At 68.2% G+C, this 25161-nt stretch carries 28 protein-coding genes and 1 tRNA gene; 16 read left to right on the top strand and 13 right to left on the bottom strand.

Features of this window, described 5'->3' with window-relative positions; genetic code table 11:
- The first annotated feature begins 132 nt into the window (after positions 1–132).
- The gene (locus NOW55_RS01095; RefSeq protein ID WP_256398202.1) at positions 133–906 is read left to right on the top strand and encodes a helix-turn-helix transcriptional regulator; all 774 of its coding nucleotides are present in this window, start codon (positions 133–135) and stop codon (positions 904–906) included.
- A 1-nt stretch (position 907) separates the two neighbouring features.
- On the opposite strand, the gene NOW55_RS01090 is transcribed toward NOW55_RS01095, so the two are convergent.
- Positions 908–1819, bottom strand: a complete 912-nt coding sequence (locus NOW55_RS01090; protein ID WP_256398201.1) for an FkbM family methyltransferase — start codon at positions 1817–1819, stop codon at positions 908–910.
- 151 nt (positions 1820–1970) lie between these two features.
- Between NOW55_RS01090 and NOW55_RS01085 the strand changes: the two genes are divergently transcribed.
- The 4 genes from NOW55_RS01085 (at position 1971) to NOW55_RS01070 (ending at position 4723) form a co-directional block, all read left to right on the top strand.
- Positions 1971–2555: an NADPH-dependent FMN reductase gene (locus tag NOW55_RS01085; RefSeq protein ID WP_256398200.1), complete on the top strand. Its 585-nt coding sequence runs from the start codon at positions 1971–1973 to the stop codon at positions 2553–2555.
- A gap of 186 nt (positions 2556–2741) precedes the next feature.
- Positions 2742–3329 carry a thymidine kinase gene (locus NOW55_RS01080; RefSeq protein ID WP_256398199.1) on the top strand — a complete coding sequence of 196 codons (588 nt, stop codon included), beginning with the start codon at positions 2742–2744 and terminating at the stop codon, positions 3327–3329.
- 1 nt (position 3330) lies between these two features.
- Entirely contained in the window at positions 3331–3933 is a 603-nt protein-coding gene (locus NOW55_RS01075; RefSeq protein WP_256398198.1) for a YIP1 family protein, read from the top strand.
- Positions 3934–3985: 52 nt separating this feature from the next.
- Positions 3986–4723 (top strand): YIP1 family protein, encoded by a 738-nt coding sequence (locus NOW55_RS01070; RefSeq protein ID WP_256398197.1) that lies wholly within the window; start codon positions 3986–3988, stop codon positions 4721–4723.
- A 7-nt stretch (positions 4724–4730) separates the two neighbouring features.
- On the opposite strand, the gene NOW55_RS01065 is transcribed toward NOW55_RS01070, so the two are convergent.
- The gene (locus NOW55_RS01065) at positions 4731–5771 is read right to left on the bottom strand and encodes a DNA-methyltransferase (protein ID WP_256398196.1); all 1041 of its coding nucleotides are present in this window, start codon (positions 5769–5771) and stop codon (positions 4731–4733) included.
- A 115-nt stretch (positions 5772–5886) separates the two neighbouring features.
- Here NOW55_RS01065 and tatA point away from each other — a divergent pair, with 115 nt between their 5' ends.
- A complete protein-coding gene (gene tatA / locus NOW55_RS01060; protein WP_256398195.1) occupies positions 5887–6189 on the top strand; it encodes a twin-arginine translocase TatA/TatE family subunit in 303 nt (100 codons plus the stop codon).
- Between the two features lie 123 nt (positions 6190–6312).
- Positions 6313–6903, top strand: coding sequence for a response regulator (locus NOW55_RS01055; RefSeq protein WP_256398194.1), 591 nt, complete (start codon positions 6313–6315; stop codon positions 6901–6903).
- Between the two features lie 136 nt (positions 6904–7039).
- Here NOW55_RS01055 and NOW55_RS01050 read toward each other — a convergent pair.
- Both NOW55_RS01050 and NOW55_RS01045 read right to left on the bottom strand, forming a co-directional pair.
- Positions 7040–7114, bottom strand: a tRNA-Val gene (locus tag NOW55_RS01050).
- A gap of 49 nt (positions 7115–7163) precedes the next feature.
- Complete coding sequence (locus NOW55_RS01045; RefSeq protein ID WP_256398193.1) at positions 7164–7391, bottom strand: hypothetical protein; 228 nt, start codon at positions 7389–7391, stop codon at positions 7164–7166.
- Positions 7392–7696: 305 nt separating this feature from the next.
- On the opposite strand from NOW55_RS01045, the gene NOW55_RS01040 reads away from it, so the two are divergent.
- Positions 7697–8656: an MBL fold metallo-hydrolase gene (locus tag NOW55_RS01040; RefSeq protein WP_256398192.1), complete on the top strand. Its 960-nt coding sequence runs from the start codon at positions 7697–7699 to the stop codon at positions 8654–8656.
- Here the strand turns inward: NOW55_RS01040 and NOW55_RS01035 are convergent.
- Positions 8650–9183, bottom strand: a complete 534-nt coding sequence (locus NOW55_RS01035; RefSeq protein ID WP_256398191.1) for a cob(I)yrinic acid a,c-diamide adenosyltransferase — start codon at positions 9181–9183, stop codon at positions 8650–8652. The two genes, NOW55_RS01040 and NOW55_RS01035, sit on opposite strands and share 7 nt — an antisense overlap.
- A gap of 445 nt (positions 9184–9628) precedes the next feature.
- Here NOW55_RS01035 and NOW55_RS01030 point away from each other — a divergent pair, with 445 nt between their 5' ends.
- The 3 genes from NOW55_RS01030 to sod all read left to right on the top strand — a co-directional run bounded on the left by NOW55_RS01030 (position 9629) and on the right by sod (position 10937).
- Positions 9629–9859, top strand: a complete 231-nt coding sequence (locus NOW55_RS01030; RefSeq protein ID WP_256398190.1) for a hypothetical protein — start codon at positions 9629–9631, stop codon at positions 9857–9859.
- Between the two features lie 45 nt (positions 9860–9904).
- Entirely contained in the window at positions 9905–10072 is a 168-nt protein-coding gene (locus NOW55_RS01025; protein ID WP_175526439.1) for a DUF7838 family putative zinc beta-ribbon protein, read from the top strand.
- 262 nt (positions 10073–10334) lie between these two features.
- Positions 10335–10937: a superoxide dismutase [Mn] gene (gene sod / locus NOW55_RS01020; RefSeq protein ID WP_256398189.1), complete on the top strand. Its 603-nt coding sequence runs from the start codon at positions 10335–10337 to the stop codon at positions 10935–10937.
- Positions 10938–10971: 34 nt separating this feature from the next.
- Here sod and NOW55_RS01015 read toward each other — a convergent pair whose 3' ends face one another.
- The 5 genes from NOW55_RS01015 to gcvT form a co-directional block, all read right to left on the bottom strand.
- Positions 10972–11427, bottom strand: a complete 456-nt coding sequence (locus NOW55_RS01015; protein ID WP_256398188.1) for a VOC family protein — start codon at positions 11425–11427, stop codon at positions 10972–10974.
- Between the two features lie 64 nt (positions 11428–11491).
- A complete protein-coding gene (gene gcvPB / locus NOW55_RS01010) occupies positions 11492–12913 on the bottom strand; it encodes an aminomethyl-transferring glycine dehydrogenase subunit GcvPB (protein ID WP_256398187.1) in 1422 nt (473 codons plus the stop codon).
- On the bottom strand, positions 12910–14250 hold the full coding sequence (gene gcvPA / locus NOW55_RS01005) for an aminomethyl-transferring glycine dehydrogenase subunit GcvPA (protein ID WP_256398186.1): 1341 nt from the start codon (positions 14248–14250) through the stop codon (positions 12910–12912). The genes gcvPB and gcvPA overlap by 4 nt, the downstream gene beginning before the upstream one ends.
- Before the next feature lie 294 nt (positions 14251–14544).
- Positions 14545–14928: a glycine cleavage system protein GcvH gene (gcvH, locus tag NOW55_RS01000; RefSeq protein ID WP_256398185.1), complete on the bottom strand. Its 384-nt coding sequence runs from the start codon at positions 14926–14928 to the stop codon at positions 14545–14547.
- A gap of 1 nt (position 14929) precedes the next feature.
- Positions 14930–16033 carry a glycine cleavage system aminomethyltransferase GcvT gene (gene gcvT / locus NOW55_RS00995; RefSeq protein ID WP_256398184.1) on the bottom strand — a complete coding sequence of 368 codons (1104 nt, stop codon included), beginning with the start codon at positions 16031–16033 and terminating at the stop codon, positions 14930–14932.
- Between the two features lie 181 nt (positions 16034–16214).
- Between gcvT and NOW55_RS00990 the strand changes: the two genes are divergently transcribed.
- Entirely contained in the window at positions 16215–16613 is a 399-nt protein-coding gene (locus NOW55_RS00990; RefSeq protein WP_256398183.1) for a DUF7975 family protein, read from the top strand.
- A 21-nt stretch (positions 16614–16634) separates the two neighbouring features.
- Here NOW55_RS00990 and NOW55_RS00985 read toward each other — a convergent pair whose 3' ends face one another.
- Entirely contained in the window at positions 16635–17876 is a 1242-nt protein-coding gene (locus tag NOW55_RS00985; protein ID WP_256398182.1) for a hypothetical protein, read from the bottom strand.
- A gap of 147 nt (positions 17877–18023) precedes the next feature.
- On the opposite strand from NOW55_RS00985, the gene NOW55_RS00980 reads away from it, so the two are divergent.
- Together NOW55_RS00980 and NOW55_RS00975 are read left to right on the top strand one after the other, a co-directional pair.
- Positions 18024–20549, top strand: a complete 2526-nt coding sequence (locus tag NOW55_RS00980) for an efflux RND transporter permease subunit (protein WP_256398181.1) — start codon at positions 18024–18026, stop codon at positions 20547–20549.
- Positions 20550–20648: 99 nt separating this feature from the next.
- Entirely contained in the window at positions 20649–20972 is a 324-nt protein-coding gene (locus NOW55_RS00975; RefSeq protein ID WP_256398180.1) for a DsrE family protein, read from the top strand.
- An 18-nt stretch (positions 20973–20990) separates the two neighbouring features.
- Here NOW55_RS00975 and NOW55_RS00970 read toward each other — a convergent pair whose 3' ends face one another.
- Positions 20991–21725 carry a helix-turn-helix domain-containing protein gene (locus tag NOW55_RS00970; RefSeq protein ID WP_256398179.1) on the bottom strand — a complete coding sequence of 245 codons (735 nt, stop codon included), beginning with the start codon at positions 21723–21725 and terminating at the stop codon, positions 20991–20993.
- 189 nt (positions 21726–21914) lie between these two features.
- Here NOW55_RS00970 and NOW55_RS00965 point away from each other — a divergent pair, with 189 nt between their 5' ends.
- Together NOW55_RS00965 and NOW55_RS00960 are read left to right on the top strand one after the other, a co-directional pair.
- Positions 21915–23210 carry an MFS transporter gene (locus tag NOW55_RS00965; RefSeq protein ID WP_368407718.1) on the top strand — a complete coding sequence of 432 codons (1296 nt, stop codon included), beginning with the start codon at positions 21915–21917 and terminating at the stop codon, positions 23208–23210.
- Positions 23211–23430: 220 nt separating this feature from the next.
- A complete protein-coding gene (locus NOW55_RS00960) occupies positions 23431–23808 on the top strand; it encodes a hypothetical protein (RefSeq protein WP_256398177.1) in 378 nt (125 codons plus the stop codon).
- Between the two features lie 332 nt (positions 23809–24140).
- On the opposite strand, the gene NOW55_RS00955 is transcribed toward NOW55_RS00960, so the two are convergent.
- Positions 24141–25067, bottom strand: coding sequence for an HhH-GPD family protein (locus tag NOW55_RS00955; RefSeq protein ID WP_256398175.1), 927 nt, complete (start codon positions 25065–25067; stop codon positions 24141–24143).
- Positions 25068–25161: the final 94 nt, after the last annotated feature.

Raw genomic sequence — 25161 nt, 5'->3', positions numbered from 1 at the left:
CCGAAGGACGGAGCCTGCCGGTCGACGGCAGCTGTGCCGTCCGGCTCGACCACGGGAAAGCCGTCTGGGGCCGGCGCGAGTGACCGTCGGGATGCCGTAATCTGTATACCAATCGACCGTTACGTTCGTGGTATGGGGGCCGATGACGTAGGCGAAGTGTTGAAGCTTCTCTCGAAGCGCAGGCCGTTCCTCGCGTCGCTGTACGACGAACCGAAGGAGAAACCCGAGCTGGCGGCCGACTGCAACGTCGCACGGTCGACGGTCGGACGGGCCATCCGCGAGCTGGAGCTCGCCGGGCTGGTCGACCGCGGCGACCGCGGCTTCGAGCTGACGGTATCGGGCCGGCTCGTCGTCGACCAGTTCCACGAGTTCGAACACGCGGTCGACGCGATCTGCGAGGTGGACGAGTGGCTCTCGACGCTGCCGCGGTCGGACCTCGTCCCGCCCGAGATGTTCGTCGGCTGCGAGGTGACACAGTCAGACATCCACGCGCCCGACAAGGCGATGCAGGAGACGGTCGACCTGGTCTCGACGGCGAAGCGGGTGCGGGGCGTCTCGCCGGCCGTCCACGGCGCGTACGTCGAGGCGTTCAACGAGCGCATCGAGACGGACGGCCTGGAGACGGAGCTGGTGTTCAGCGCCGACGCGTTGACCGAGCTGGCGACGACGTACGCGGACTACATCATGGAGGACGCCGACGGCGTCACCATCTACCAGATCGACGAGCTCCCGCCGCTGGGGCTGATGCTCGTCGACCACGAGGACGGGACGACGGAGGCGAGCTTCGGCATCTACACCGAGAACGGCGTGCAGGTCGTGGTGCGGAACACGAGCCCGAACGCGGTCGCGTGGCTCCGCGAGGAGTTCGAATCCTACCGCGAGCAGGCGAGCGAGATATCGCTTTGAGCTACAGCCGGGCGTACAGCAGGTGTCCTTTCGTCCGAACCCTGTAGTCGCGTGCCTCCAGCAGCGCCCGTATCTCGTCGGTGTTGTCGCCCTCACCTTCCCCGCAGTCGACGCCGAGTTTGCGCACGGACAGGTCGCCCATCCCTTCGAGGACGGGCTGCTCGAACCCCTCGGCGTCGAGTTTCAGGAAGTCTATTTCATCGATTTCTTCCTTCGCGGCGAAGCGTTCGAGCGTCGTCACGTCAACCTCAAGGGTTCCTTCCTCGCAGAGATGGGCGTCGGAGGCATCGGCGACTGGCGCGACGGCCATCGTGCCCGCCTCGGACCAGAGCCCGATCTCACGGGGGTAGATATCGCCGCGGTCGGCGACGTTGTGCGCGAGGCAGCTGAAGTTCAGCGGGTCCGGCTCGAGAGAGTAGACGATGTCCGCTCGGCCGGCAGCGAAAGCGGCGAAAGTCCCGACGTAGCCGCCGACGTCGACGACCACGTCCTCGGGTTCGAGCTCGACGAATCCGGGAAGTTCGTACCGTCTGACCATCCTATCGTTCCCGAATCCGACCGTGAGCAGCCGGGCGACGGTCCCCTGCTTCAGGTTCGTCGCGTTGCTCGCCAAGTCCGGCAGTGCGTACGTGCGGTTCCCGTCGACGTCCAGCCACCAGCGACCATTCTCGTGACGGATATCCCCCGAATGGTGTCCCGGTACGAGTGCGGTCGCCGGCCGGAACACCGCAGGTAGAACGCTTCGTGACAGGCCCTTGTTGGCCACAACGGCTCGCCAGAGGGCGTGTTTCGCGAGTTTCAACGGATACCGGGCAGCGCGCACCGCGATATCGCCTCGTGCCTCGGTCGGACGGACTAACTCTTCGGCAGGGCTTCCGGCCCCGTGTTCGTAGCTGGTGTCGGGGGTGCTCATAGACGGTAGTACCCGTTTTGGTCGCATAAACCTCGCAACAGAATCGACCCCGGAGTCGGCCTGCGACTCGGCACTCGAAACCAAGGGAAGAGATATAAGGGGTGACGCGCCGTCACCTACCTATTTCACCGCGGGAGTCCTCCGATCGATTATGTCGACAGACGAGGACCTCTCCGTCATCGCCATCTGCGGCAGTCTCAGGGACGGCAGCTACACCCGGAAGGCGCTCCGCCACGCACTATCGGCCGCCGAGGACGCCAGCGCAGCCACCGAGCTGGTCGACCTGCGCGAGTACGACCTGCCGGTGTACGACGCCGACGACGACGTGGCCGGCGACGCGCCCGGGCTGACGCGGACGGTCCGGGAGGCCGACGCCGTCCTGCTCGGCACGCCGATGTACCACGGCTCGTACGCCACCCCGCTGAAGAACGCGCTCGACTACTGCGGGTTCGACGAGTTCGAGGACAAGACCGTCGGCCTGCTCGCCGTCTCGGGCGGCCACTTCCCGGTGACCGCGCTCGAACACCTCCGGTCGGTCTGTCGCGCGCTCAACGCCTGGGTCATCCCGCACCAGGCGGCCATCCCGCAGGCGTACCAGGCGTTCGACGACGGCGCGTTCGTCGACGAGAAGCTGGCAGAGCGCGTGGCGACGCTCGGGACCCGTGCGGTGCAGTACGCGAACATCGAGCCCGACCCGGCGTCCTTCGAGAGTCAGGAGAACGTCGGCGCGGAGTGACGTTGGTCTGGAGACGGCCGAGTGGACGGTCACATCGTCGGAGGAACCACGCCACCCGGTTGGTCCGGCGATGTCGACACTCACCGGGCCCGGGGTTTACAGTAATTGTAAACTTCCGATGCCGGAACGCGACCACCGGCCCGAGAGAGTAACGTCTTTAGTGTCGGCTCACGCGGTTCCGTGCAGATGCACGCCATCACGAACAGCGGGTGGGTGGAGGTCATCACGGGCAGCATGTTCTCGGGGAAGACCGAGGAGATGCTCCGACGCCTCCGACGCGCCGAGATCGCGGGACAGGACGTTGCGGTGTTCACGCCCGCGCTCGACGACCGGTACGGCACGGACACCGTGGGATCACACGAGGGGCGGAGCTGGGACGCCGTCGCCGTCGAGTCCGAGGGCGAGGGCGTCTGGGACATCGTCGAGGGGCTGAACGGCGAGCAGGTCGTCGCGGTCGACGAGGGCAACTTCTTCGACGAGACGCTCGTTGCGGTCTGCGACCATCTCGCCGCCGAGGGTCGCCGGGTCATCGTCTCCGGGCTCGACCAGACCTACCGCGGCGAGCCGTTCGAGCCGATGCCACAGCTCTTCGCCACCGCGGAGTACGTCGAGAAGCTGCAGGCCATCTGTGCGGTCTGTGGCGAGCCGGCGACGCGGACCCAGCGGTTCGTCGACGGCGAGGCCGCCCACCGCGACGACCCGACCATCGTCGTCGGTGCGGAGGAGTCCTACGAGGCGCGCTGTCGCAGCTGTCACACGCTCAGGAACGACTGACATGACCCAGTGGACCGAAGACCCGGAGGGTGGGCGTGCCCGCGGCCCGAGCGGGCTGGCCCGTGCGTGGGCCGAGGTCCTCCTCCGACCGCGACGCTTCTTCGCGAACGGCATCGCCCCGTCGGACCAGGCCCCCGGGCTCGTGTTCGCGATGGTCGTCGTGCTCGTCGAGGAGAGCGTGCGGTTCGCGCTCGTCGACGACGCCTACCCGGTCGTCGCCGGGAGCGAGCCGCTCTCGGCCGCGCTCTGGCTCGGCGTCGCGGTGTTGCTCGTGGCCCCGGCGGCGGTCCACCTGCTCGCGGCACTCCAGACCGTACTGCTGGCTCCGTTCGCGCCCGACCGCGGTGGCGTGAGCGAGACCGTCCAGATACTCTGCTATGCGACCGCGCCCTGCGTCGTCGCGGGCGTCCCGAACCCCTACGTCCGGTCCGTGGTCGGCCTGTGGGCCATCGGGCTCTACGTCGTCGGGCTGACCGTCCGTCACGACCTCGGTCGCCAGCGAGCGGCCCTCCTCGGCATCGTCCCGGCGGGCGTCGCATTCGGGATGGGCTTCCGGGCGTTCCACGCCATCGGCGTGCTGCTCCGGCAGTGGTACATAATCTGACCTGTTCGGAGAAGGAGAAGGTTTTCAGGGACCGTCGCCGAACCCCCGGTCGATGTCAGCCCTCCACTCCGTGCTCGCCGCCGTCCGCCAGTTCCTGTTGGACCCACGAGCGTTCTTCGAGGACCGCGGGACAGCCTCGACGCTACCCGTCGCGGCGCTCGCCGTCGTCGGCCTCGCCATCGCACTGGCCGTCGGCGTCACCGTCATGGCCGGCATCCTCGCCGGTGCTGTGCAGGGGACCGTGATGGTCGACAACCCGGACCGCCCGCCCCAGGGCATCTGCGACGCCTTCGGCAACGACTCCCCGGCCACCGAAGGCTGCGACGAGCCCGCCGAAATCGAGCGTGACGCCGGCTCGCTCGTCCGGGAGGCCGCCAACGGGTTCATCGGTACGGTGGTGGTCGCCCCGTTCCTGCTCTGGCTCGCCGGCGGTGTCACGGTGTACCTCGGTGGGGTGCTCGCCGGTGGTGACACCAGCCTCTCGGGCTCGTTCTCGATCGCCGGCTGGGTGGCCGTACCGGAGTTCGGGCGACTCGCGGCCGGACTCGTCGCCATCCAGTTCGCGCTCGCGGACGTGACGATCACGAACCTTGAGAGCGCCCCCGAAGCGGTCAGGACCGCCATCGCCCCCGTCGAACCGTACATCGCCCTCGCAACGGTGCTCACCGCCGCCTGGCAGCTGCACATCCTCTCGGCGGGGCTCGCCGTCGAGGCGGACGTCGACCGACCGAGGGCGGCAGTCGTCACGGGCGTCCCCCTCGCGTTGTTCGTGCTCGCGACGCTGCTCTGAGCAGCGATCACCGTGGGTCGTACGACACCCGGTAGCCGTCGCCGGTCCGCTCGACCCCGGCCACCTCGTAGAAGCGGATGCGACGCTCCTGCTTCGTCCGCACCGGGAACTCGTAGTGCTCGGCGTCGTAGCCGAGCGTGTCACCCTCCTCACGACAGGCCTCGACGAACGCACGGTGTGCGTCGAGACGCTCGTCGATGAGCGCACGCGAGCGTGCCGGCAGGTCCTCGAGCCGGTCGTCGAACGCGGCCGCGAAGCCCGCATCCAGCTCGTAGCCGTGGGAGTCCCGGCCGGCGAGCATCGCCGCCAACGTGGTCGTACCGGTGCCCCAGAACGGGTCGAGCACCGTGTCGCCGTAGACGGAGTACATGTTCACGAGCCGGTAGGGAAGCGCGAACGGGAACGCCGCGGAGCGGCTCCGGACCGCGTCGTCGACGTGCTGGTCCTGCATGGCCCCCGTGAGGTCCGTCCAGACGTCGGAGAACCAGTCGTTGCGCTCCTCCCAGAAGTACGCGCTCTCGTAGCGCCGGTCCGCCCCGGGCTCGAACGGTCTGGTGTCCGCACCATTGCGGAACACCAGCACGTACTCGTGTTCGAGGGTGACGTAGGCGTTCGTCGGGAGCATCCCCGACCCCATGAACTTGTTCGCCTTGTTCGTGGGCTTGCGCCAGAGCACGTCGGGCAGCGGCCGGAACCCGAGCTCGCGCATGTCAGCGGTGACCCGGGCATGGTTCGGGTACTGCGAGAAGCTCCCGTCGAGCGTGCGGACCGCGTCACCGACGTTGCAGCAGACGATGCCGCCGGGGCGGACCACCCGGGAGAGCTCCGCCCACACCGCCGCCAGCTCGTCGTGCATCAGCGAGAACGCCCGCTCGCCGTCGCCGTCGTCGAGCGCGTCGCCGATGGCCGGGTTCAGCGACGCGAACGTCTCGTCCCACATCTCTATCATCGGGTACGGCGGCGACGTGACGACCAGGTCGACCGAGTCGGTCGCGAGCGTCGTCATGTCGCGGGCGTCGCCGACAGTGCAGGCGTGTTCCGTCTCCATCGCGTCGTCGCTCGGTTGCGCCGTTCCCGACGTAAAGCTGTGCATCCCGGCGACACAACTATCACCTACGATATGTTTATCTGCTCACACACCCTACTACCGTTCGGTTAGAGCCATGATGATACCGCTGTTCATTGGGGGAATCGGCGGCCCGGAGATCGTACTCATCTTCCTGCTGGTCATCCTGCTCTTCGGCGCGGACAAACTGCCGAAGCTCGCACGATCCAGCGGTGAGGCGATGGGGGAGTTCCAGAAGGGTCGCGAAGAGGTAGAGCGCGAACTGAAGGCCGCGAAGGAGTCCACAGTGTCCACGAAGTCCGGCTCGGACGAGGCGTCCGCGAACGACGTCGAGGACATCGAGACGACGACCGACGCCGTCGACGACGATGCGACCGACAAGAACGCGTCGCTCGCGTGATTCCGGCGCGATAGCACAGCACGACGACTGCTCCTCGACCACTTCGAAGAGGGGAGACGGCGACAGCGACACACGATTTTGCAATAAAGTATAACTCGGTGACAATCCTCGTACTGGCCAGTGATGCCCGGGGACGACACCGAGCGACCGACGGTCCTCGTCGTCGACGACGAGGAGAAACTGGCCGACATGTACACACTCTGGCTCCGGAACGAGTACGACGTCCGGACCGTCTACGACGGCGAGGACGTCCTCGGCGCGCTCGACGGCGTCGACGTCGTCCTGCTTGACCGACGGATGCCGGGCTGCTCCGGCGACGAAGTGCTCGAACGGCTCGAACGCCGCGACGAGGACCCTGCCATCGTCGTCGTCACCGCCGTCGACCCCGACTTCGAGATTCTCGAGCTGTCGTTCGACGACTACGTCTGCAAACCCGTCCAGGCCGACGACCTCGTCGCCGTCATCGAACAACAGCTGGCCGCACGGGAGCACGGCGACGACCTCCGGCGCTTCCTCCAGCTGTCCACCAAGCGCACCCTCCTCGAACTCGAACACGGCCCCGGCGTCCTCGACGACACCTCCGACCTCCGGGCGCTCCGCGACGAGGTCGACGAACTGGAGGGTCAGCTTCGCCGGACGATGGCCGACTTCGACAACGTACTGGAGTCGTTCCAGCAGATCAACCGCGGGCCCGGTCGGGGTCGGCGGTCGTGAGATTGGACACCGGTCACTGAGATGGACCTCGGCCTGCTCCTGCGCGTCGCCGTGACCTCTCCAACTCGCCCAGGAGTATCCAACCGCGAGAGCGACGGCGTATCCACTCCTCCTGAAGCAGCGGTAAGAAACTCAGTGGGTTGGGGCAGATTTGAACTGCCGACTTCCTCCGTGTGAAGGAGGTGTCATAACCGGACTAGACCACCAACCCGCGACACCTGTCGCTACCCGGTTCCGAAACTTAAGGGTTGCCTTCCGGGTTACCGGCTGATGGGCATTCCGCCGAGGCGTTCGCGGGCGTTTGCGCCGACCTTCCGGACACGGTTGGTTCGGGTCGGCTCGGGTTCCGGCTCCTCGACGCCGCGGTACTCGTCGATACGCGCTTCGACGCGTTCGCGGACGGGTTCGAGCTCCATCTCGACGCCAGCGTAGAGTTCTTCGGCGGTGCGTCGGGCGTGGTATCGGGCGTCTCTGAAGTGGCGGTTCATAGACGAGAGTACGCTGGAGCGAGCTATATATGTGTCGCCGATGCAAGGTCAGAACCAGCCACTTTTAGGTCGGCCGAAACCGGCAGCTTTTTGTTATTGTTAGGCAGACCTAAAACTGCGGTCGGCGAGGATCCACACCGTGCCACAGCCGCCGTCTGGACTCCCATAGCCACACATGCCACAGACGCGCACCGACGCGCCAGGGGCCCGTGGGCATCACCCGGACCCCGCTCCTGCCTGTCCCGCCGACCCACCGTTTTCGCCGAGGCCCAAGGGTTTACCACCGAGAGGGCTCACTCCCGAGTATGTTCGAGCGGTATCCGATTCCGACCCCCTTCCAGGTCGGCCCCATCAACGCCTACCTCGCCGGGCGCACGCTGGTCGACCCCGGTCCGGACGGCGAGGAGGCCTGGGCCGAACTCCTCACCGCGCTGGAGGCGCACGACCTGACCCCCGACGACGTCGAGCAGGTCCTGGTGACCCACCCCCACCCCGACCACTTCGGGAGTGCTCACCGGTTCGCCGAGCGGGGTGCGACAGTGTACGCAAGCGAACCCTGTGCCGAGATCGTCGGCGACTTCGCAGGGCGCTGGGCCTACGAGCGCGAGTTCTTCACCGACTTCTTCGAGCGCAACGGGATGTCCGCGTCGACGGCGGACACCGTCACCGAGCTCCCCGAGGCGTTCCTCAACTACGCTCCCGACGTCGAGGTGGACGAGACGCTCGCTGCGGGTGATACGGTGACCGTCGCTGGCATCAGCCTCACCGTCGACGAGGTCACCGGCCACGCACCGGGCGAACTCACGTACACCTACGAGGACGACGGCGACTCCGTCTGCATCGTCGGCGACAACGTCCTGCCGGACATCACACCCAACCCGTTCCTTCAGCCGCCCGAAGAACCCGGCGGCGAGCGCCCACACGTGCTCCCCCGGTACAACGACTGTCTGGAGCGCCAGCGCGACGCCGGCTACGACCGGCTGCTCCCCGGCCACCGCGAAGTCATCACCGACCCGGCGGGGCGCATCCGGGAGATACTCGACGCACACGAGGAGCGGACCGCCGCCGTGCTCGAACTGGTCGATGACCCGACGACCGCCGTCGACGTGATGGCGGGGCTGTTCGACGACCTCCCCGTGACCGAGCAGTTCTCGGGCATGAGCGAGGCTATCGGCCACCTGGACGTGCTCGAAGAGCGCGGCGCGGTCGAGCGCAACGAACGCGGCGGGATGGTCGTCTACGAACGCGCGGACGGCGGTCAGTAGGTCGGACTTTCCTCGGGGACGCCGTCACGGGCATTGACGACGCGAGCCCAGACGAACAGCCCGTCCGACAGCCGGTTCAGGTACTGGATGGCGTCCTCGTTCGCCTGTGCGTCGGCGGCCAGCGCGACCGCGCGGCGTTCCGCCCGCCGGCACACCGTGCGCGCGTGGTGGAGTCGCGACCCCTTCTCGCTGCCCGTCGGCAGGATGAACGACTGGAGCGGCTCCAGCTCGTCGTCGTAGGCGTCGATCCACGCCTCTACCTGGTCGACGTGCTCCGACGTGATCATCGGGTCGTCCTCCTCCGGGTCGGGGTTGGCGAAGTCGGCCTGCACGACGTGGAGGTGGTTCTGCACGCCGGCGAGCTTCTCGTCGATGTCGTCGTGACCCGTCGGTCGGACCGTCCCCACGAGCGCGTTCAGCTCGTCGACGGTCCCGTACGCCTCGATGCGTGGGCTCGTCTTCGAGACGCGGGACATGTCGCGCAGGTCGGTCATACCGTCGTCGCCACGGCCCGTGTATATCTTCATGTCCGGCGGTTCGGGCGAGACCCACTTAACTCCGGCCGCGAACGGGCAGGCGGGAGGCATTTGGTATCGTGCTATTTGGTTTATGGTCTGCTGGGCTAGCCAGACCGGGACGCTCCGCAGCGACCCCGAACTGAGCGTACAGCGTCGAATTGAACCCGGAGGTCCGGAGACGGGCCACACCGCCGGAGAACCCAGCCGCTACCCGAGCTGGGATGGCCGGGCCGTCGCCGCGCCCCCACTGCCAGTCCGTCCGCCCCGTCGCAACCCCGACTCGAAGCCCACTCGATCGGAGTCCTGTCGTCGTGCCCATCGAACCCCCGCAGCCCATCCGACCACAGCCGCCATGCCGTGACTGGTGTCACGGACCCCACCACGCGCGCGGCGACACCCCCGTACGTCAGACGTCTGACGTAGATTAATGTGGTAGTCGTCCGCATACAACGTCATGTCGCTCCCAGACCAGCGCGCTGCGCCCGAGGAACTGTTCGAGACCTTTCCGGAGGAGTCCCCTGAGGAAGTGATGGCGCTGGCCGACACCGAGCCGGCGGCGACGACCGACGGTGTCGAGACGGCGGCGTTCGACCGGTTCGTCGACGGCGTGTCGGTCGAGCGCACCGACCGCCCTGGTCCTGCGGACGACGAGAACGAGGTCGACCTGGACGAGCTGTTCGGCTGAGCGCGCTTCGAATCAATAAAGTCCCGTCCCCACGGAGTGGCTCGCATGAGCCTGGAGACGGAACACTACTGTCCCGACTGCGAGAGCGACGTCACCTTCTATCGCGCCGCGAGCACGCACGTCCACCTCGGCGAGAAGGTCAAGTGGCACTGCACCGAGTGCGACTACGGCTTCGTGAAGATCAACGGTAACGTCGACACGAGCGAAGCCTGAGCTAGCGAGCGACCCGACTCCTCTGCCGCGTCATCCCCGCCGAGCCCCAGCTGGGCCGTTTTTGCCCCCGAATCCCCCGCCAGCGGCTGTTCCCCGACCGACTCACCCGTCGCAACCCCCTTGTAAACCATATAGCGCGATAGCAAATGGGGTTGCTCCCTGGTCCGGTCGGCCGCGTCACCACCACCGGGTACGTCGGTCGAGCTACCAAAATTTATTTCAGCTAACATATATTCCCGTCGCGCCGGTAGCAGGGTCTGCAATGGCGAACTACGAACTCGATCCGCTACCGTACGACTACGACGCCCTCGAACCGCACGTCAGCGAGCAGGTCCTCCGCTGGCATCACGACACCCACCACCAGGGCTACGTCGACGGCTGGAATACGGCCGAAGAGACGCTCGCGGCGAACCGCGACGCCGGGACCACCGACGGCTCCGCCGGCGCGATGCGGAACGTCACCCACAACGGCTCCGGGCACATCCTCCACGACCTGTTCTGGAACTGCATGGGGCCCGACGGCGGCGACGAGCCCGAGGGCGCGCTCCGGGACCGCATCGAAGCCGACTTCGGCTCCTACGACGCGTGGAAGGCCGAGTTCGAGGCGGCTGCCTCGGCCGCCGGCGGCTGGGCGCTGCTCGTCTACGACTCCCACAGCGAGCAGCTCCGGAACGTCGTCGTCGACAAGCACGACCAGGGCGCACTGTGGGGCGCACACCCCATCCTCGCGCTCGACGTCTGGGAGCACTCGTACTACCACGACTACGGCCCGGCCCGCGGCGACTTCGTCGACGCATTCTTCGCCGTGGTCGACTGGCAGGAGCCGACCCGGCGCTACGGGGAGGCCATCGCGCTGTTCGAGTAGACGAGAAGGGAGCTGTCGTCCCCCGGCCGACGGGTCATCCGGAGGGACCGGGCCCGTCGACGCTCAGCGCTTCTTCGACGAACGCGTACTCGTACGTCGTCACCTCGAACGGGTTGCCGTACGGGTCGCTGAAGTACACCGAGAAGGAGTACGTGTGGTCCCTGACGTCGTCGCGGCCGTCCACATCGACCGTCGGGTCCGCCGTGAGCCGGTCGACGATCTCGAAGAACCCCTCGCCGTCGATGCGGAACGCGACCCGGTGAAAGCCCACCCCGGGTTCCGCGCCCGAGGGGTCCCCTTCGAACAGCGCGAGGTTGGTCGCGCCGGCGTCGCTCGTGACCATCAGCGGGCCGTAGGACTCCCACCCCATCTCGTTGGTCTCCAGTCCGAGCGTCTTTCGATACCACTCCGCAGCCTCGCGTCGGTCCGGGACGTAGCACTCGACGTGGTCGATGCCCTCGACACGGACGTCGTCGCTCTGGTCCGTCATCGGTCCCGGGTACCGGCCGCAGGAACGTATATCTCCGCTGAAATCGATTTTTGTAGCCCGTCGACTACTCCCCGTCGAGGGACTGCCAGGAGAGCCGCAGGTCGCGCGCGGCGGCGGTCTGGTCGATGCGCCGGGCGGTCGTCCGTTCGGGTGCGGCCGCGAGCGCCTCGTCGTCCTCACCTGCGACGGCGTTGAACGCGTGGGCGAGCTGGTCCAGCGTCTTCCGGTTCTCGATCTCGGTCGGCTCGGTCATCAGCGCCTCGCCGACGATCTCGGGCCACTTCGTCGTCGGCGGGTGGACGCCGTAGTCGAGCATCCGCTTGGCCACGTCGGCCGCGTCCTGCTCGCCCGCGCTGGCGACGAACTCGTGGTGGAACGGCCCGTACGGCACCTCGTACTCGATCTGGCTGGCGAGGTAGTTCGCGTTGAGAACCGCCTTCGCACTGGCGTCCGAGAGCCCAGGATCGCCCAGCCGGGCGATGTACGCGTACGCCTTCACGAGCACGAGCCAGTTGCCCAGGTAGCCGTGGACCTTCCCGATGGAGTGCTCGGGGTCGAAGAAGTCGTAGCGGCCCTCGGCGGTCTGGACGATCTGAGGCTTCGGGAGGAACGGCGCGAGCTCGTCGACGACCCCGACCGGGCCGGCTCCCGGGCCGCCGCCGCCGTGGGGCGTCGCGAACGTCTTGTGCACGTTGTAGTGCATGATGTCGAAGCCCATGTCGCCGGGGCGTGCGCGCCCGAGCAGCGCGTTGAGGTTCGCGCCGTCGTAGTAGAGCAGGCCGCCCGCGTCGTGGACCATCTCGGCGATCTCCTCGATGTCGCGCTCGAACAGCCCGAGCGTGTTCGGGTTGGTGAGCATCAGGAGCGCGGTCTCGTCGGAGAGCGCGGCTTCGAGTGCCTCGAGGTCGACCCGCCCGTCGTCGCCGCCGGGCAGCGAGACCACGTCGAAGCCAGCGAGCGCCGCGCTGGCGAAGTTGGTGCCGTGGGCGCTCTCGGGGATGATGATCTCCGAGCGCTCGTCGCCGTTGTGCTCGTGGTACGCCTTCGCGACGAGGACGCCGGTGAACTCGCCGGCAGCGCCCGCGGGCGGCTGGAGCGTCACCGCGTCCATCCCGCCGATGCGGCCGAGGTAGTCCTGCAGGTCGTAGAGGAGTTCGAGGGTGCCCTGCACGCTCTCCGGCGAGCGGTCGGGGTGGACCGCGGCCGCATCGAGCACTGCCACGTCCTCGGTGAACTTCGGGTTGTACTTCATCGTACACGAGCCGAGCGGGTACGGCCCGGAGTCGACGCCGTAGTTCATCTCCGAGAGCCGCGTGTAGTGCCGGGCGAGCTCGGGCTCGGAGAGGTCGGGCAGTTCGAGGGCGTCACGCGTCAGCTCGTCCGGCAGCGGCGCGTCGTCGAGGTCGGCCTCGTCGGTGTGCTTCTCCGAGAGCAGGGGCTCGTAGCGCTCGTCGTCGTCCGTCCAGCGCGCCTGGTCGTAGTTCATCGGGCCACCTCCGTGAGGGCGTCGACGAACCCGTCGACCTCGCTCTCCGGGAGTGCGTTCGCGTTCAGCTGGACGTGGTGTTCACCGAGGACGTGGACCGCGTAGCCCTCGTCCTCCAGGTCCGACGCGACCGCGGGGGCGGGCTGGTCGGTGTGGGCGACGAACTCGCGGACGTGATGGCGGTCGTGCACCGGTGCCTTCACGCCGACGACCTCCGTGACGCGGTTGGCGAGTTCCTGCGCGTCCGTGACGGACTCCTTCGCGAGGTCGGCCAGCCCGTCGGGGCCGAGCGACGCCGCGTGGATGGCCGCCCGGAGCGCGACCCACGCCTGGTTCGTGCAGATGTTCGAGGTGGCGCGCTCGCGGCGGATGTGCTGTTCGCGGGTCTGGAGCGTCAGCGTGTACGCCCGCCGCCCCGTGTCGTCCGTGCTCGCACCGACGAGTCGCCCTGGCACCTGCCGGACGTACTCCTCGCGCGTGGCGAACAGGCCGAGGCCCATCCCGTAGCTCGTCGGCAGTCCGAGCACGTCGGCGGCACCGACGACCACGTCCGCGCCGACGCTCGCGGGCTCCTGGAGGAGCGCGAGCGAGACGGGGTCCGAACCGAGACAGAACAGGGCCTCGTTGTCGTGTGCGAGGTCGCCGATGGCGTCGAGCGACTCCTCGACGCAGCCCCGCACGGTCGGGTTCTCGGCGTAGACCATGACGGCCGACTCGTCGAGCGCGTTCCCCAGCGCCTCGACGTCGACGTTGCCGTCGTCCATCGGGTACTCCTCGACGGTGAGGTCGGTACCGCCGACGTAGTTCGCGAGCACCTCACGGCGGCCCTCCGCGAGCTGTTCCGGGACGAGGACACGCGCCCCGGAGGTCTGTCGCAGGCGGTCCGCGAGCGTTGCGGCCTCGCCCAGTGCCGTCGCGGCGTCGTACATCGAGCAGTTCGCGACGCCGAGGCCCGTCAGCTCGACGAGCAGCGACTGGTACTCGAACAGCGCCTGCAGGAACCCCTGGGTCACCTCCGGCTGGTACTGCGTGTACGAGGTGAGGAACTCCGAGCGCAGCGAGAGGTGGTCGACCAGCGAGGGCACGTAGTGGCTGTAGTGGCCCCGGCCGAGCAGCTCCACCAGGTCGTCGTTCCTCTCGAGGGTCCGTTCGACCTCCGCCCGTATCGCCCGCTCGCTCCGTGGCTCGATGCCGAACTCGCCGTCGAACCCGACGCCGTCCGGGATGTCGAAGAGCTCCGCCTCGCTGTCGACGCCGACGGCGTCCAACATCGCCTCGGTGTCGGCGGCGGTGTGCGGCGCGAAGGGGCTCCCCGCTGGTGTGTGGTCTCCACTCATGGTGTCACTCCGTCGTGTCCGTCCGCGACTGACCCGCGTCCCTCGGTTCGCTTCATGGAACGCGCTTTGGGCTACTGGCATATGATTACCGTGGTTCGAACCGGAGTAGTATGCACGGACACGGATACAACCGAAGCCGAGTCTCCAGTTCTGGGCTCGTTCCTGTACATATCTCGGCAGCTGTCGCCGCGCCAGCTCCCGGCGGCGCTCGCCGGTTCCCGGGGCCTGATTACGGTCGACAGACCGCACGCTCCGAGGAAGCGAGTAACGGGTGAGGAAGCCGCGACCGACCGCTCAGGCGACCTGGTCGGTGTACTCGTCGGCCGACAGCAGCTCGTCCAGTTCGGACTCGTCCTCGATGGCGATCTCCAGCATCCAGCCGTCACCGAAGGGGTCCTCGTTGACCATCTCGGGCGCGTCGAACAGGTCCTCGTTGACCGCGGTGACCTCGCCCGAGACGGGCGCGTAGAGGTCGGAGACGGCCTTGATGGACTCAATGACGCCGAACGCCTCGTCCTGTGTCACGTCCTCGCCCACGTCGGGGAGCTCGACGAAGACCACGTCGCCGAGTTCGTCCTGGGCGAAGTCGCTGATGCCGACGCGGACGGTGTCGCCGTCGCGCAGTGCCCATTCGTGCGATTCGTTGTACTGCCGGTCGTCGGGTGTCTCGAAGCTCATGTTATCGTTCGTAGAAGGGGAGCGGTTCGACCACGGCCTTCTTCGGGCGCTCCCGGACGACGACGCGCAGCATCGTCTCCGGGTCGGCCAGGTCGGTCGGTACGTACGCGAGTCCGATGGGTTCGTCGAGCGTCGGGCTCATCGTCCCGCTGGTGACCGTCCCGACGACGTCGCCGTCGGTGTCGGTCACGTCGTAGCCGTGGCGCGGGATGCCCCGGTCGACGAGGCGGATGCCGACGAGCTTCTCGTCGACGCCCTGCTCCTTCTGGGCCTCCAGCGCGTCCCGGCCGACGAACTCCGTGTCGAGCTTGACGGTGAAGCCGATGCCCGCCTCGTAGGGCGTGCGCGGGTTCTCCTCGTGGTGGAAGTCCTGCCCCGAGAGGAGCAGCCCCGCCTCCAGCCGGAGCGTGTCGCGCGCGCCGAGCCCGCACGGCTCGACGCCGTCGAACGCGTCCCACACGTCCGCGGCGGCGTCCCACGGCACGACGAGCTCGAAACCGTCCTCGCCCGTGTAACCGGTCCGGGCGACCAGGCAGTCCGCGCCAGCGACGGTCGCCGTCGCCGCGGTGAACCGCGACAGCGACGCCACCTCGCTACCGTTCTCGGTGGCCTCCCTGACGTGATCGACCGCGTCGGGGCCCTGCACCGCGAACATCGCGTACTCCTCGGTGCGGTCGTCGACAGTCGCGTCGAGGCCCCACTCGTCGCGGTGGTCGGTCCAGCGGTCGACCATCCAGTCCTCGTGGCCCGCGTTCGGGACGAACAGGTACGTCGGCGTCTCGCCCTCGTCGGGCCGCCGGTAGACGACCGTGTCGTCGAGGATGACGCCCTCCTCGTCGGTGATGCAGGCGTACTGCGAGTCACCCGGCGAGAGTTCCGTCACGTCGTTCGTGGTCAGCCGCTGCATCAGCTTCGTGGCGTCCGGGCCGTACACCTCCACCTCGCCCATGTGCGAGACGTCGAAGATGCCAACGGCCTCGCGGACCGCCTCGTGCTCGGTGCGGATGCCCGCGAACTCGACGGGCATCTCCCACCCGCCGAAGTCCGTGAACGACCCACCGGCCTCCTCGTGGCGTCCGCGCAACGGCGGTGTCCTGAGGGCCATACCCGAACCCTCTCTCGCCGGCAAGTAATGTTTTCGTATCCCGGCCCGTCGGTGGGCGTTCCGTCGAGTGGTCGGAGCGTTGCCGACTGCAGGGGTACCACGGAGACAGCGCCGAGAACAGCCAGAACGCCCGGCAACCGAACACGCCACGTTCTTCCAGCCGCCCCGCGAAGCCCGAGTCATGACCCGCTTCGACGCTGCGGACGCCGAGGAACGCCGCAAGTTGTTCGTCGACGCGCTCGCCGCCCACCGCGAACGGGGGAGCCCGTACGTCACCCTGACGACCGAGCCCGACGAGGCGGACGCGGAGCAGGGCCACGGCGCGCCGTGGGTGCAGTACTTCGACGACACGCTCGCGCTCGACTGCACCGACGCCGAGCTCGACCGACTGAAGGCGCTCGTCCGTGACTACCCGTCGGCGACCATCGAGGAGCTCGTGAGCCCCGACGAGGCCGAGGGCACCCACGCCCGACTGACGGTGCGGACCGACGACGACCGGGTCGCACAGCTCGTCGACGACGTGTTCACCGAGGTGTACGGCCGGTCGGCGGACTACCGACTGTGGGCGGTCGAGGTCTGAGGACCTGCGGAGCGCCGAGGTTCAGGCCCGGTCGCGAAGTGCCCACACGTCCTCGTCGGGCGTCAGCCGCGAGGGCTCCCTCCCGCGCTCGGTGAGGATACCGGCGTGGTAGAGCAGCGCCTTCAGCTGGAACACCGTCGGGGAGTGGTAGGTCGACCCGTCGTGCAGGGGTTCGTCGCGGAGCTCGCCGTCGGTCGTGAGCGCGCGCTCGCGGACGTCCTCCTCGCCGCGGAGGAACAGCTCGACGGTGAACGACGGGTGGAGTTCGTGCAGGTAGCGGACGAACTGCGGGAGCGACGGCTCGGGGAACCCGTCGTCGTGGAGGTGCCGGAGCTCCTCGACGAGCAGCTGCGTTGCGGGGTAGTCGAACACGACGCGCCGCGTGAGGAGCCCCCAGCGCGGCGCGAGGTCGTAGAACCGCGTTCTGGAGCGTTTCCAGTCGGCGAACCGCCGGATGGCAGAATCGAGGTCGTCGTGCTCGCGTCGGGCGAACCGGACGACCTCGCGGCCGAGCGGCGTGAGCGACTCCCGTGCCCCACCGAGGTCGACCAGCCCGAGGAACGATGCACCACCGCGGGCGCTGTCGGTGGCGGCGACGACGTGCTCTGCCAGCAACGACTCGGTGTCGCCGTCCTGGGCCAGCGCGAGCGGGTACGCGAGGTAGTTCTTCGGGTGGTTCAGACCGAACGACTGGTCGGCGACCCCCTGCGCACTCGCCTGGAAGCGGATGGCCGTCGCCTCGCCCGCGGTCCGGTTACCGACGACGCGCGGGAGTTCGAGCGTGGCGACCGACCCCGACTTCTCGACGCCGAGCACGCCGACGTTCAGCTCCCGGGCCAGCGTGCGGTCGGACTGCGAGATGGACCGTGCGGGCGCGGCGACGTACGCCGCGTTGGCCTCGTGCAGCCGGTCGTACGCCTGGACGATGCCGCGCTCGACGTCGACGCCGCCGGCCTCGGTGTAGCCCTTCGCCTCAACGGCCACCAGCGGTGGGGTGTCACCGAAGCGCTCGACCGCGAGGAGGTCGGCTTCGAGCGCCCGCACTCCGACGAGGTCCGGGTAGCCCGACCCGACCCGCACGTGGTTGAACGGCGCGAGCGTCTCGGTCACCTCGGCGGGGATGGCCGCGCCGGCGACCCAGTTCGTCTGCGCGAACTGCGTGTCCACGACCGCGTACGACCCCTCGGTCTCGTCGGGGAACAGCCGCCGCTTCGTGTGTGCGAGGACGGCCGGTTCCGCGAGCGACTCCGCCGGGGTTGCCATACGTCCCCCACTGGGCCCAGCGACAAGAAACTACCAGGCCGACGGGCCGGATCCGCGACCATCATCACCGGACGAGACGGTAGTTTCTGCGTCTGAAACTGGGGAGTGGTTTATAACGGGACGGCTGTCGTCGGTCGGAGTGCAGAAATGATTGGGGGTCCCCTCGACAGGGTCGTCCGCTCTGTCACCGACCACAACAGAATCGTCCTCCTCGTGATGCTCGTCGTCTGTGCGGGCGTCATCGGCGGTATCACGCAGCTCGATACCGGCCAGACCAACTCCACGGACAGCGACGCCTTCGGCGACACCACCGTCGCCCAGAAGGCCGACTACATCCAGCAGCACTACGGCGACGTGGGATCGAACAACGTCACCTACTCCAACGTCTACGTCCGCTCGACGGACGGAAACGTCCTGACGAAGGAGTCGCTGCTCGCCTCGCTGGAGTACCAGCGCGAGGTCCGCGCGAACGAGTCCGTCGCTGGCGCACTCACCGACGACGGAGGCGTGACCGGCGTCGAGAACGTCGTCGCGACCCAGCTCGCGGGCGACCGCGACGCGAGCCTCGACGAACAGGTCGCTGCGCTCGAGGCCGCGAGCGAGTCCGACGTGCGTGCCGTCGTCGAGAACACGTTCACCGAGGGCTCGCCCGCGCTGCGGCTCCTTCCGAACACCTACGAGCCCGGCACCGCGACCGCGGAGAGCCGTCGGACCGTGTTCGCGTTCACGACCGCCGAGGGTGCGAACAACTTCCGCCCGCCCGCCGACGCCCAGCGCACCCTCTACGAGGCGACCGATGACCGCGGCGGGGCCGAGTTCTTCACCGTCGGCCAGCACGCCCAGCAGGGCTACAGCCAGCAGGTCTGGGCCGACACGACCGAGCTCATCCTGCCCTCCGCGCTGCTGCTCATCCTCGCGGTGCTCGGCTTCGCCTACCGCGACCTCGTCGACGTCGTCGTCGGGTTCTTCGGGGTCGTCGTCTCCGTGCTCTGCATGTTCGGCATCCTCGGCTGGCTGGGCATCCCCGCCGGGGTGACGATGATAATCGGGCCGGTGCTCATCACCGGGCTGAGCATCGACTACGGCCTCCACGTGTTCATGCGCTACCGCGAGCAGCGCGGCGAGGGCGAGGGCATCCGCGAGCCGATGTATCGGTCGCTCTCCTCGGTCGGCGTCGCGCTGTTGCTCGTCACGATCACCGCGGCCGTCGGGTTCCTCGCGAACCTCACGAGCCCGCTGGCCATCATCCGCCAGCTCGGCATCGGCATCACCCTCGGCGTCGTCTCGGCGTTCGTCGTGTTCACGACGCTCGTCCCCGCGCTGAAGGTCAGCATCGACGGCCTGCTCGAACGGGTCGGTCTCGACCGCCGCAAGGCCCCGCTCGGGCGCGGTCGCTACCTGGCCCCGGTGCTCGGTGCCGGCGTCAGAGCCGCCCGCGTCGCGGCACCCGTCGTCATCGTCGTCGCCGTGCTCGCCGGCGCTGGCGGTGCGGCCGCCTGGTCCGACCTCGACCGGCAGGGCTACCAGACCTCCGAGGAGGTCGCCGACTGGAAGACGAACCTCCCCGGCCCGCTCGCCTGGGAGGCGGTCGAGACCGAGTGGTACCAGAACGACCGCTACGTCGACGACCGGTTCCAGGCCGAGAGCGAGAGCCAGCGCTACACGATGATACTGATCGAGGGCGAAGTGACCGACCCCGCCGCGCTCGAACGCGTCCAGCGGGCGACCGCGGACGCCGCCGAGCGCGACGCGGTGTTCAGCCGCTCCGGGTCGGTTCCCGTCGTCTCGCCGCTGTCGGTGATGGAGCGCGTCGCCGCCCAGGACGAGGAGTTCGCCGCGGTGCTGGCCGACGCCGACACCGACGGCGACGGCGTCCCCGACCGGAACGTGGGCGGCGTCTACGACGCGCTGTACGAGGCCAACCCGGAGCAGGCCGGCCGGGTCGTCGAACGAACCGACGACGAGTACCGCACGATGCGGATGCTCGTCCCCGTCGAGCAGGGCCTGCAGGTCGACGACCGCGCCGCGGCCATGCACGGCATCGCCGACGTCGCCGAGGGCGACGGCGAGTACACGGCCACCGCGGTCGGCCAGGCGACGTTCTCCAACGCCGAGCTCGGCCAGATGGCCGACGGCATCGTCCGCACGATGCTCATCGCGCTCGGCGTCATCGCCCTCGTGCTCGCGCTGGTCTACCGGCTCACCGGGGGGAGCGCGACACTCGGCGTGCTCACCGTCGTCCCTATCGCGCTCGTCATCGGGCTCGTGCTCGCGGGGATGTACCTCACAAACACGCCGGTGACGCTGCTCACCGCGCTGCTGTTGAGCCTCGCGGTCGGCCTCGGCGTCGACTACAACATCCACATCAGCGACCGCTTCGCACAGGAGCTCTCCCGGGGTGACGACCCCATCACCGCGCTCCAGACCGCCGTCACCGGCACCGGTGGGGCGCTACTCGGCAGCACGCTCACCTCCGGTGGCGCGTTCGCCACGCTCCTGCTCCACACCAGCCCGCAGCTGCGCTCGTTCGGCATGCTCGTCGTGCTCGCGCTCTCCCTGTCGTTCCTCGTCAGCGTGTTCGTCTTCCCGAGCATGCTGCTGCTCTGGGCGCGTCGGACCGGGCACGCGAGCGAGGTGTCGCGTGGGGCCGTGGTCGGCGCGAGCGACGACTGAGTCCGGAAACAGACCCATCCCGGGACACCACGGTCGGTTCGTTCTCCGGTCCCGAGAGCCAGCACGTGAATTCAAACGTCCAGCGGTCGAACTGCCAGTATGTATCTCGGCATCATCCTCGAGACGAACGATCCCGAGCGGGTCTGGAACGCGTTCCGGCTGGCGAACACCGCGCTCGACGCCGACCACTCCGTCGAGGTGTTCCTCCTCGGCGACGGCGTCGACGCTCCAGACCTGGAGCACGAGAAGTTCAACCCTCACGGCGTGATGCTGAAGTACACCCAGAACGGCGGAACGCTGCTCGCCTGCGGGACGTGTCTCGACTCGCGCGACCTCGAAGCCGACGAGCTCAGACCGCGGGCCACGATGGCGGACTGCCTCGGCGTCGTCGAGGACGCGGACGAGGTTCTCACCATCGGCTGATGCCGGGACGGGAGGTGCTCAGTCCGCGGTCCCGCCCGCCTGCTGTCCTGCCTCGACCCCGAGTGGGTCGGTCGTCGACGTCGCCGTCACCAGTCGCAGGAACTCCCCCGCGTTCGTCAGCAGCTTGTTCTCGGCCTTCCGCAGGTGCTCCTCGAACGTCGAGCGTGCGACCGACGTCCCCTCGGCCAGCTCCCGAATCGAGACGGCCCGGGGCTGCTCGTAGTAGCCGCGTTCGAGCGCGAGCTGGAGTGCGGCCAGCTGGCGGTCCGTGAGGTCAGCGAACAGCCGGTCGACCGGTGCGAGCATGCTGTGCGGGACGTGTTGCTCCTCGATGGCCGTCTTCGAGAGGAGCTCGATGTCGCGGTCGTCGTCCAGCTCGGCCAGCAGCGCGCGGACGTCGGCCTCGTCGAACGCGACGACCGAGTAGTGCTCCCAACCCTGTCGGTGGACCGTCGGTGGCTGGTAGAGGCAGTTGTGCGACTCGAAGCGCTCGATGATGGAGTCCTCGAGCGAGCAGAGACATGACTGCGTGACGACGTGGAGCCCCGTCGTGTCGACCGAGCGGTGGAGTACGTCGCCGAGCCGTTCGACGTCCTCCAGGAGCTCCTCGGTCGGTGCCTCGGTGGCGGTGATTTCGAGCACCTGGCAGTCGCTCAGGTACCACTCGCGGATGGTCAGGTCGGGGTACCGCTCCGAGAGCTCCCGGTACGGACACTCGTGTCGCACCCGGAACGACGACTGGTAGAGGCTCATACGGACAGCTGGGACGCGGCAGGCAAGAGGATACCGGTCATGACCGGCAGTACTCATATGCAGGGATGGGACCTACGGACACGCAGGAATGTCGGACCGCGGGACGGTCGAGCGACGTCGACGGACGAGGGTCAATCAGGAGTCAGGCGACCGGACGACGGAGACGAATCGGAGGGTGTCGCGGTGACGATTGGGGCGACGACCGACCTCAAGCAGGGTATCCGCGAGCACCTCGGACAGTTCTCGCTGCACGTCCTGCTCGTGTTCGCGACCGGGCTGACCATCGGCTCCGAGCGCGCCGTCGTCCCCGTGCTCGGCGAGGACGTCCTCGGCGTCGAGTCGTTCCTCGTCATCGGCTCGTTCGTCGTCTCCTTCGGGTTCGTCAAGGCGCTACTCAACCTCTACGCCGGCAAGTGGGGCAGCGAGTACGGCCGCAAGCCCGTGCTCGTCCTCGGCTGGCTGACCGCCCTCCCGCTCCCGATCATCCTCATCTACGCGCCCAACTGGGCGTGGGTCACCGTCGGGAACGTCCTGCTGGGAATCAACCAGGCACTCACCTGGAGCATGGCCATCAACGCCAAGATCGACATCGCTGGCCCCGAGCAACGCGGGTTAGCCGTCGGCATCGACGAGGCGTTCGGCTACGGTGGTGTTGCCGTCGGTGCGTGGGTCACGGGCGTCATCGCCGCCGGGACGAACCTCCGGCCGGAGCCGTTCTACTTTCTCGCCGTCGTCGTCGTGCTCGCGCTGCTCATCGCTGTGTTCCTCATCAGGGAGACGGTCCAGCTCGCGAGAGCGGAGATCGACGACGACGACCATCACGACGCGAACCTACCGTTCCGCGAGGTGTTGAAGCGCGCGACCTACGGCGACAGGACGCTGTTCGCCGCTGCACAGGCCGGACACATCGAGAAGTTCGTCGATACGCTGTTCTGGCTCGCCGTCCCGCTGTATCTCACGAGTGAGGGGCTCGGAATCGCAGCGGTCGGGTTCGTCGTCGGCGTCCACAGCGCGATGTACTTCCTGCAGATCGCGACCGGCGGGCTCGCGGACCGTATCGGCCGTCGCCCGCCCGTCATCGCCGGGATGTTCCTCACCGGTGCGGGCGTCCTCGGGATGGTGCTCGTCGAGGGCTACCTCCCCTGGGTGGCCCTCTCCGCCGTCTCCGGGCTGGGGATGGCGCTGCTGTACCCGAACCTGATGACGGTCCCGGGCGACGCGGCTCACCCGACGTGGCGGGCGACCGGGATGGGCGTCTACCGGATGTGGCGTGACTCCGGCTACGGCGTCGGCGCGATACTTATCGGCCTCGCGATGGAGTTCGTGAACGCCGAGGCAGCGTTCTACATGACCGCCCTGCTGATGTTCGCCTCCGGGGCCGTCGTCTACGTGTGGATGGAGGAGACCCACCCCGAGTTCGGGACCCACGAACCGCCCGCACCGGCGACAGCGACCGGGTCGGCCCGGTCTGTCGCCGAGGACTGACAGGCGAAGCGACGGTCCCCAGTCAGGACAGGTCTGCCTTGGAGCACGACGGAGGCGCTCCTGTCGGCAGAGACAGTCTCCGTTCTGGTCGTCACTGGTGTCCGAGAGTAGGACCCCATACCCCGAAGAGGGAACCGCCGTTCCCGGCGTTTCTGGATGGCCGGCACGCGTGTTGTTACCCCACCGCAGGATTCTTGGCTCTTGTTCCCGAAAATCGAACGTGGCAGACAGCAAGGAGGGGCGAGAGAAGCAAGCGGGCGACGAGGAGCGTCGCCAGCGGGAGCGCGAGACAACGGAGGCGCGTACCCGGGCCGACGAGGCCGAACCACGGACGGAGACCGATGCCACTCGACGCGAAGGTGACGGTGGCTCGGATTCGTCTCCCCGGTGTCACCGTCGCGGTTGTGACGAACCGGCGACGTTCGAAGTCCTCGAACGGTATCAGGAGGAGACGGGACACGGCGCAGTCGAGGCGAGGGCCGTCCTGTGTCGAAAGCACACCGACGATGAGAGTCCGACGAATCTCGATGCCGTCTACGAGGATTACGTGTTTCGGGTCGTCCCACTCCCAGCGACGAGTGAGACCGACCCAGCGTAACGTGCCGACGACAGCGTGCCGACGACAGCGTGCCGACGACACGGGGAGTGCCGGCCCCGACGCATCTACGGAAGCCCGCGGCGAGTGCCTCGGAGCTCGCCCCGAGGTAGTTCACCGGTGAACGGCAGGACACCCGTGTAGGCGATCATCGAACCGGCTTTGACTGGCAGCTTCTCGGCCACAGGGACCGCCAGCAGCCGGTCGTTCTCTCTCTGAAAGCCAGCTCGCTTCTCGACGGGAGCGTTCGCCTCGACGGACCGGTCCAGTTTCCCGAGTCCGAACGGGGCGGCCTCCGAGACGCCGGTGTCGGTTCGTACGCTTCGAACCAGCGGCTACCGCCGGAGTCGGGCCGCGAGTTCGTCCCCGGACTCGTCCAGTTCGACGAGCCCGTCGTCCGAGAGGTCGGAGAGCAGGCCCCGGAGCCACTCCCGGCCGTGCTCGCCGTCGGGGGAGTAGTCCACCCGCACGCGCGGGCCGAGCGTGTCCAGCCCGAGCTCGTCGTACTCCTTCAGCACCGATATCACCCGCCCGCGGAACTGGCGACGGCTCCCCTCGAAGCTCGGCTGCGTGGGCACGTCGGGCGCGGTGAAGTCGCCCGTCTCGTAGGCGTGGCACCACTCGCGCCAGGGACAGCCCGCCGCGTCGCAAGAGGGTGTCTTCTCGCAGGCGACGCCGCCGAGCTCCATGATGGCGTTGTTCCAGACGCGGGACTCGCCCGAGGGCATGAGGTCGCCCGCGACGCGCTCGAACGTCGCGTCGTCGTCGGGCACGTCGAACGCGCGGTAGAGGACGCGCTTGACGTTCGTGTCGACCACGGCGTCGCCGTCGTTGAACGCGAAGCTCGCAACGGCGTTGGCGGTGTAGGGACCGACGCCCATCAGCTCCCGCAGCTCGTCGGGCGTCTCGGGGAAGGAGCCACCGTACTCCTCCTCGACCTGCCGGGCGGCCTCGTGGAGGTACTTCGCGCGGTTGTTGTAGCCGAGCGAGTAGCTGGTCCAGAAGCCCACCACGTCTGCACGGTCGGCGTCCGCGAGTGCGGTGGTCGTCGGCCAGCGGTCGAGGAACGCCTCCCAGGCCTCGACGACGCGGCCGAGCTGGGTCTGCTGGCTCATCACCTCCGAGACGAGTATCTCGTAGGGGTCGTCGGTGCGTCGCCACGGGAAGTCGCGGTGGTCGGCCTCGTACCACTCGACGAGGGCGTCCTGCACTACCTCGTGGTCGACGTCGTCGGGGAACGTCCACTCCTCGGACGTGCTCATCTCGTCGTCGCTTGGGAGGGTGGTGGTTTAGGGGTAGTGGTTCCGGCGGGCGACACGAACGGAACCGAATTTTTACGCTCCCCCGCGAGAGCCA

The organism is Haloarchaeobius litoreus (assembly GCF_024495425.1).
In the GTDB taxonomy this organism is placed as follows: Archaea; Halobacteriota; Halobacteria; order Halobacteriales; family Natrialbaceae; genus Haloarchaeobius; species Haloarchaeobius litoreus.
Note: the sequence above shows the minus strand (reverse complement) of the source record. Positions and strands in the feature narration are given on the sequence as shown.